The 6,803-nt window shown below is 61.9% G+C and carries 5 protein-coding genes and 1 pseudogene; 5 read left to right on the forward strand and 1 reads right to left on the reverse strand.

The features are described from left to right. A partial coding sequence (locus V5A20_RS12495) for an aldehyde dehydrogenase family protein (protein ID WP_332327478.1) occupies window positions 1–1,325 on the reverse strand: 1,325 nt, incomplete at its 3' end. A 190-nt stretch (window positions 1,326–1,515) separates the two neighbouring features. Between V5A20_RS12495 and V5A20_RS12500 the strand changes: the two genes are divergently transcribed. The 5 genes and pseudogenes from V5A20_RS12500 to V5A20_RS12520 all read left to right on the forward strand — a co-directional run. Next, complete coding sequence (locus V5A20_RS12500; RefSeq protein WP_332314483.1) at window positions 1,516–2,718, forward strand: pyridoxal phosphate-dependent aminotransferase; 1,203 nt, start codon at window positions 1,516–1,518, stop codon at window positions 2,716–2,718. Between the two features lie 109 nt (window positions 2,719–2,827). Further along, window positions 2,828–3,965, forward strand: a protein-coding gene (gene prfB, locus V5A20_RS12505) for a peptide chain release factor 2 (protein WP_332314484.1) whose coding sequence is annotated in 2 segments (ribosomal slippage) — window positions 2,828–2,896 and window positions 2,898–3,965 — 1,137 coding nt in all. Because the reading frame shifts where the segments join, the coding sequence is not laid out codon by codon here. Between the two features lie 261 nt (window positions 3,966–4,226). Beyond that, complete coding sequence (gene rimP, locus V5A20_RS12510) at window positions 4,227–4,709, forward strand: ribosome maturation factor RimP (RefSeq protein ID WP_332314485.1); 483 nt, start codon at window positions 4,227–4,229, stop codon at window positions 4,707–4,709. A 63-nt stretch (window positions 4,710–4,772) separates the two neighbouring features. After that, complete coding sequence (gene nusA / locus V5A20_RS12515; RefSeq protein ID WP_332314486.1) at window positions 4,773–6,389, forward strand: transcription termination factor NusA; 1,617 nt, start codon at window positions 4,773–4,775, stop codon at window positions 6,387–6,389. 67 nt (window positions 6,390–6,456) lie between these two features. Beyond that, window positions 6,457–6,803 (forward strand): annotated as a pseudogene (locus V5A20_RS12520) (translation initiation factor IF-2); the annotation flags it as partial.

Consider the following 6,803-nt stretch of genomic DNA (forward strand, 5'->3'; position numbering starts at 1 on the left):
ATCGTGGGCCCGTTGACGTATGTGATGCCTGCGTCGAGGTCGCGCATTGCCCGATAGCTTCTGTTGACGTCTTGGGTGTAGATCGAGGACGAGAGGCCGTACTTCGTGTCGTTGGCGACCGCAACGGCCTCGTCGTAGGAAGCGACCTCGAAGGCGGCCAACACGGGCCCGAAGATTTCCTCCTGCGCAATCGTCATGTCGGGCGTCACGTCCGTGAACAGGGTCGGTTCGTAGAAATGGCCATCGAGGCCGTCAACTGAGGCGGGCGATCCCCCCATCGCCAGGCGGGCGCCCTCGTCCTGGCCGACCTCTACGTAATGGTGCACGTTGTCCACGGCGGCCTGGTTGATGAGCGGGCCCACGTCTGTGCCGTCCTCATTCCCGTCGCCGAGGACGAGGGCCTCCGCCTCGTTCTGAATCATGTCGACCAACTCGTCGTGAACCGCCTCGTGGCAGATGAGGCGGCTGGTGGCCGTGCAGCGCTGGCCCGTGGTGCCGTAGGCGCCCCAGATGGCCCCCTCCAGTGCAAGCTCGAGGTTTGCGTCGTCCATCACGATCATCGGGTTCTTGCCCCCCATCTCTAGGGAGACCGGCTTGTTGAGGCGACCGCAGGTTTCGGCGATGGCCGTGCCGACCTCGTAGGAGCCGGTGAAGCCGAGGGCGTCCACCTCGGGGTGCTCCACCAGCGCCTGTCCCGCCTCGTCGGCGCCGTGCACCACGTTGATGACCCCATCCGGAAGGCCGGCGTCGATGAGCGTCTGGACGAAGCGAAGGCCGCTGTGCGGGGCGTCCTCGCTCGGCTTGAAGACGATGGTATTGCCGGCGGCAAGGGCCGGGAAAATCTTCCAGGAGGGCACCGCGACGGGGAAATTCCAGGCGGTGATGATGCCGCATACCCCGAGCGGGCGACGGATGGCCATGTTCATCTTGTCGGGCAACTCGCTCGGGACGGTGGCGCCGAACAGCCGTCGCGTCTCGCTGGCCGCATAGTAGGCCGTGTCGATGGCCTCCTGCACATCGCCCTTTGTCTCAAAGAACGGCTTGCCCATCTCCCGAGTCATCGAGCGAGCGATGTCCTCCTTCCGCTCGCTGAGTAGGTCCCCGGAGGCCTTTAGAATTTTTCCACGGTCGGGGGCGGGCGTGTCGCGCCACCCCGCGAAGGCGTCGCGGGCTGCTTGGGCCGCGGCGTCGACATCGGCGGGGCCCGAGTTGGGGAACTGGCCAATGCGGTCGTCGGGATCGGCCGGGTTTCGGTTGTCAAACGTAGACTGAGAGGCGGCGCCGGTCCAGCGGCCGCCAATGTAGTTTTCAAACGTGTCGGACATACCGGGGACAAAAGAGACGATTTGGAAAGGAAAAGCGCATTCCCAAACCTAGGTGCCGAGAACGTCAAAGTACAACCTGATGCGACGCCTTTAGCTGTCATCCTACAGGCGGACACTGAACCTCCGGGGAGGGAGAGAGTACGTGCTTATCCCAATCTTACTCTGACTTCAGACCTTCCAATCGCCCTCCATGGCCGCCCCCGTCTCTGCTCCGGATCTCGACACGTTTGTCTCCGAACGGGTGCGCGAGACCCCTCCCAGCGGCATCCGTCGGTTCTTCGACATTGCCGCCACGATGGACGACGTCATTTCCCTCGGCATCGGAGAACCGGATTTTGTATCGCCGGACCCGGCGCTGGAGGCCGGAATCGACGCGCTGCAAAACGGGCGCACAAATTACACCTCGAATGCCGGGATGCTGGAGCTCCGCGAACTCATCGCGGCGGACTACGAAGAGCGGTACGGGCTCTCGTACGACCCAGACGGAGAAATCATCGCGACGGTGGGCTGCAGCGAGGCGATGCAGTTGGCCATGCAGGCGCTTCTTGATCCCGGAGATGAGGTGCTAGTCCCCGAGCCCTGCTTCGTCTCTTACGGCCCGTCCGCCCGGTTTGCAGGGGGCGAGGTTGTGCACGTGCCCACCCACGTCGAGAACGACTTCCAGGTCACCGCCGCCGACATTGAGCCGCACCTCAGCGACCGCTCGAAGGTGCTCTTCCTCGGCTATCCCAACAACCCCACCGGCGCCGTGCTTCGGCGCGAGACGCTCCAAGAGATTGCGGAGCTCGTGGTTGACCACGACCTGCTGGTCGTCTCGGACGAAATTTACGATCAACTCGTTTACGGCACGGCCCACGAGCGAGGGCACGTGTGCGTGCCCACGGTCGACGCATTGCGTGAGCGGACGGTGCTGCTGGGCGGCTTCTCGAAGAACTACGCGATGACCGGGTGGCGCATCGGGTTTGCCTGTGCCCCAGAACCCCTCCTGCAGGCGATGCACAAGGTGCACCAGTACATGATCATGAGTGCGCCGACGATGGCTCAGGAAGGCGCCATTGCCGCGCTGCGCGACGCTCAGGAGGATGTGGAAACAATGCGACGGAGCTACGACGAACGCCGCCGCACCATCGTATCGGGCCTGAACGACGCAGGCCTTCCCACCTTCGAGCCAGAGGGTGCCTTCTACTGCTTCCCCGACGTGACCTCCACGGGGCTGTCGTCCGAAGAGTTTGCCCAGCGCCTTCTGAAGGAAGAAAAGGTCGCGTGCGTGCCCGGAACGGCCTTCGGGCCCAGTGGGCAAGGTTATGTCCGCTGCTCGTACGCCACGGGCCTCAAGGACATCGAAGAAGCCCTCACTCGCATCGACCGGTTCGTCACGCGCCATCAGTCCTGAGGCCCGAGCGGCTTTGGGGACAAAGAAACATCCCTGTTTGGCCCCTCGTTTTCAAGGCGGTTGCTCGGAGTGCCTGACACGTATTTTTGCCACAACCCCCTGTCCCACGATGAAGTCCTACTCAGACGAAGAGATTGAACAGCTCATCGAGCGCGTGGAAGCGCTCGGGGGCTATCTTTGACGTATCTGGACGCCGCATGACCGTCAAAGAGTTGAATCAGGAACGGATGGACCCGAGCTTTTGGGATGATCCGGAGCGGGCCCGCGAAATCGAAAAGCGGATCGCGCGAAATGAGGACTGGATCGACGCCTGGGAGGAGGTCAAGGAGCGGGCAGAGGACATCGAGACCCTTCAACTCCTCGCCAAAGAGGAGAATGAAGACATGTCTGCCGAAATTGCCGCGGAAGCTCGTGCCCTCGAAAAAAAGATCGATCGGCTCGAGCTCGAGAGCCTTCTCGACGATCCCGACGACCAGCGAGACGCCATTCTCGAGATCAACCCGGGGGCCGGGGGCACCGAAAGCCAGGACTGGGCAGAGATGCTGCTCCGCATGTACATGCGCTGGGCCGAAGAGAAAGACTATGAGGTGGAGCTCATTCACCAGCAGTCTGGCGAGGAGGCCGGCATCAAGAGCGCGACCCTGAACGTGCAGGGGACCTTCGCGTACGGTCGCCTCAAGAGCGAGACCGGCGTGCACCGTCTGGTGCGGATCTCCCCCTTCGACGCCGACAGTCGGCGCCACACCTCGTTCGCGAGCGTCTTCGTGTACCCCGAGGTGGATGACAGCATCGACGTGAACCTGGGCGACGGGGAAATTGAACTCCAGACTTTCCGGTCTGGCGGAAAGGGAGGGCAGCATGTCAACAAGGTGGAAACGGGAGTGCGACTCATCTGGACTGGCACCCTGTCGAACGGGGAAGAAACGACGGTTCGCGCCGCGTGCACGCAGGAACGGAGTCAGCACAAGAACCGCCGTCGGGCGCGTGAGATGCTCAAGAGTCGCATCTACCAGGCCGAGCGGCAGCTCAAGGAAGAGGAGAAGGAGCGACTCGAAAACTCGAAAAAGAGCATCGAGTGGGGCAGCCAAATTCGCTCGTACGTGCTGCACCCCTACACAATGGTCAACGACCATCGGACCGAGACCAAGCGCACCGACGCCGAGGCCGTGCTGGAAGGATCGCTGGATCCGTTTATCAAGGCGTATCTCCTGGAGGGCAAAAAAGATCGGGACACATCTCCCGTGTAACCCGTGTGTCTACCCACTGCGCAGGGCGGGGACGCCTCAGAAACATCGGGTGGGGGCGACGGTTTTACTCCTCTGATGCGCGTGCTTCGTGGTCCGCCGGAAATGGCAGTGCGGAAAAGGTGGCCCCCGGTGCCACCTTTTTGTACTGATGCCTGCGGACATTCGAAGAGGGAAGCAGCGGCGTAGCGACTCTGCGCTGCTCACGGCGCTCGTCCCGCCTGTCGGGCCGAGCGCTTTTTTGCACTAGGTCCTTCTGGATGCTTGACGATTGCACTTGTGAATCCTACGCAGCAGCGCCTTGCCGACCGGGTCTCTGGGCTGACCGAGGAAGTCATCACCGGAACGGATTACTTCTTGGTAGACGTGGAGGTGCGGGGGCACAAGGGAACTCGGGTTGTCGAGGTGTACGTCGACTCCGAGGGGGACATGGGCCACGACGACCTTGCACTCATCAGCAAGGAGGTCGGGTTCCTCCTCGACGTGGAGGACGTCGTGGACGGAAGCTACAAGTTGGAGCTCTCCTCGCCGGGGATTAAGCGTCCTTTGATGATGCCGGCCCAGTATCGGAAGAACGTTGGCCGGACCTTGCGTGTACGATTTGAGGATGATGGGGACGAAGAGATCGTGGTCGGGGACCTGACCGAAGCGAACGATCAGGAAATTGAGCTAGAACTGCCCTCAACCGAGCGCCTCCAGTTGCCGTACACGGCAATCACCCAGGCCCGAATTGAGTTGCCTTGGTGAAGGACCCTTCGGGCGGACGCGGCGGGCCATGCGGACTTACTTCTTCACAGGACGAGACGGATTATGCGAAGCGAAGACCTGATCTCCTCATTCGGGGAAATTGCCCGGTCCAAAGACATGGATCGGGACACGCTGCAGATCATCGTTGAGGATGTGTTCCGCGCGATGCTTCGCAAGCGGTACGGGTCGGACGAGGCCTTCGAGATCATCTTCAACCCGAAGCAGGGCGACATCCAGATCCTCCACATCCAGGAGGTCGTTGGAAACTGGGAGGTCGAGGATCCAGTGACCGAGATCAAAGAGTCCGATGCGAAGGAGATCGATGAGAACTTTGAGGTTGGAGATGAAGTGGCCGGCGGCCTCGACGTCAGTGAGTTTGGGCGCCGGGCCGTGATGACTGCGCGGCAAACCTTCCGCCAGCGGATCCGCGATATTGAGAAGGAGCAGGTGTACCAAGAATACACCGAGTTGATCGGGGAGATTGTTGTTGGGGAAATCTACCAGGTTCGGCGCCACGAAACGCTGCTGATGCACGAAGACACCGAACTCGTGCTTCCCCGCGATGAGCAGATTCCTGGGGATCACTACCGAAAAGGCAATATGCTGCGTACCGTGGTGAAGGAGGTGCGGCGGGATGCGGGCAGTGATCCGCAGGTGGTGGTAAGCCGCACGTCGCCGGTTTTCATGGAGCGCCTGTTCGAGGTCGAAGTGCCGGAGGTCCATGACGGCATCGTTGAGATCAAGAAGGTGGCCCGGATTCCGGGGGATCGAGCCAAAGTGGCCGTCGAAAGCCATGACGAGAAGGTGGACCCAGTGGGGGCGTGTGTGGGGGTTAAGGGCGTCCGCATCAACGCTGTCGTGCGGGAGCTTTCCGACGAGAACATCGACGTCATGCAGTGGTCCGACGATCCACAAGAACTGATTGCTCGGGCCCTGTCGCCGGCGGAGCCCACGAATGTCACCCTAAATGAAGACGAGGATCCGCCGCGGGCCCGGGTAGAGGTGCCGGCCGATGAGGTCAGCCAGGCCATTGGCAAGCGGGGCGTCAACATCAAACTTGCCTCGCGACTGACCAGCCACGAGATTGATGTTTACCGCGAGATCCCGCCGGACGAGGAAGACATTGACATCGAGCAGTTTGGCGATGAACTTACAGATGAAACCATCGAAAAACTGGAGCGAATCGGGTGCGACACGGGGAAAGCCGTGCTCGAACTGTCGGCGGATGCCCTGGCCCGGCGCGCCGACCTTGACCGCGAGACTGCCAGTCGGGTGATGGAGATTATCGAAACCGAGTTCGAGAAGGGGCCGGGCATCATTGAGTCCATCCGGCAGGGGCGGTTCACCGTAGAGTCCATCCAGGGCGCCGAGGCGACTGGCACGGACGGCACCACCCCCAGTGAGACTTCGCCCGAGGCGAACGTGTCGGCCGAGGCAGAACCAGAGGAGCCTGCTGCGCCGGAGGCCCCCGCGGATGCGAACGACGATCAGCCTGAGACCGCCGACGCAGATGATGAGACTCGGGCAGACGATGAGACTCGGGAGACAGAAGACCCGTCGACAGATACGCCCGAGGCGAATGACGACGAAGGGGTCGAAGATGACGATGCAGAAGAGCCCTCCGAAGAGGAAAAGCAGGACGTCGGGTCGGCTCCCGAGGAGCCCGAGGTTCGGTCCTAGCCGTCCCTGTCGCCGAGATCCCGGCGGCTGTTTTTTGTAGTGAGTCCGAGCAATAACCGATTGCCATATGGCAACCAAGACGAAAGACTTTCAAGAGAAGAAGCTCTTTCAGGTCGTCCGGGAACTGAATGTATCCCAGGACCGCGTGACCGAGTTTCTGGAGAACGAGGGCTACGAGGACGCCCTGTCCGGATCTGGCCTTAACGCCAAGATTGTCGACGAAGAAGCCTACCTCGTCCTGCGGGAAGAGTACGCCGACGATGCAGAAGTGGCGGCTCGGATCCGGGAGCTCCGATCGGAGGACGACGACGGCGGACCGGAGCGGGATGAGGTTGCGACGCTCGATGAGGAGCAGGAGGCCGAGCCCGAGCCTGCCGCTGAAGGGGAGGCCGACGACGAGGCGGACGCCCCCCC

Source organism: Salinibacter sp. (assembly GCF_036626415.1).
In the GTDB taxonomy this organism is placed as follows: Bacteria; Bacteroidota; Rhodothermia; order Rhodothermales; family Salinibacteraceae; genus Salinibacter.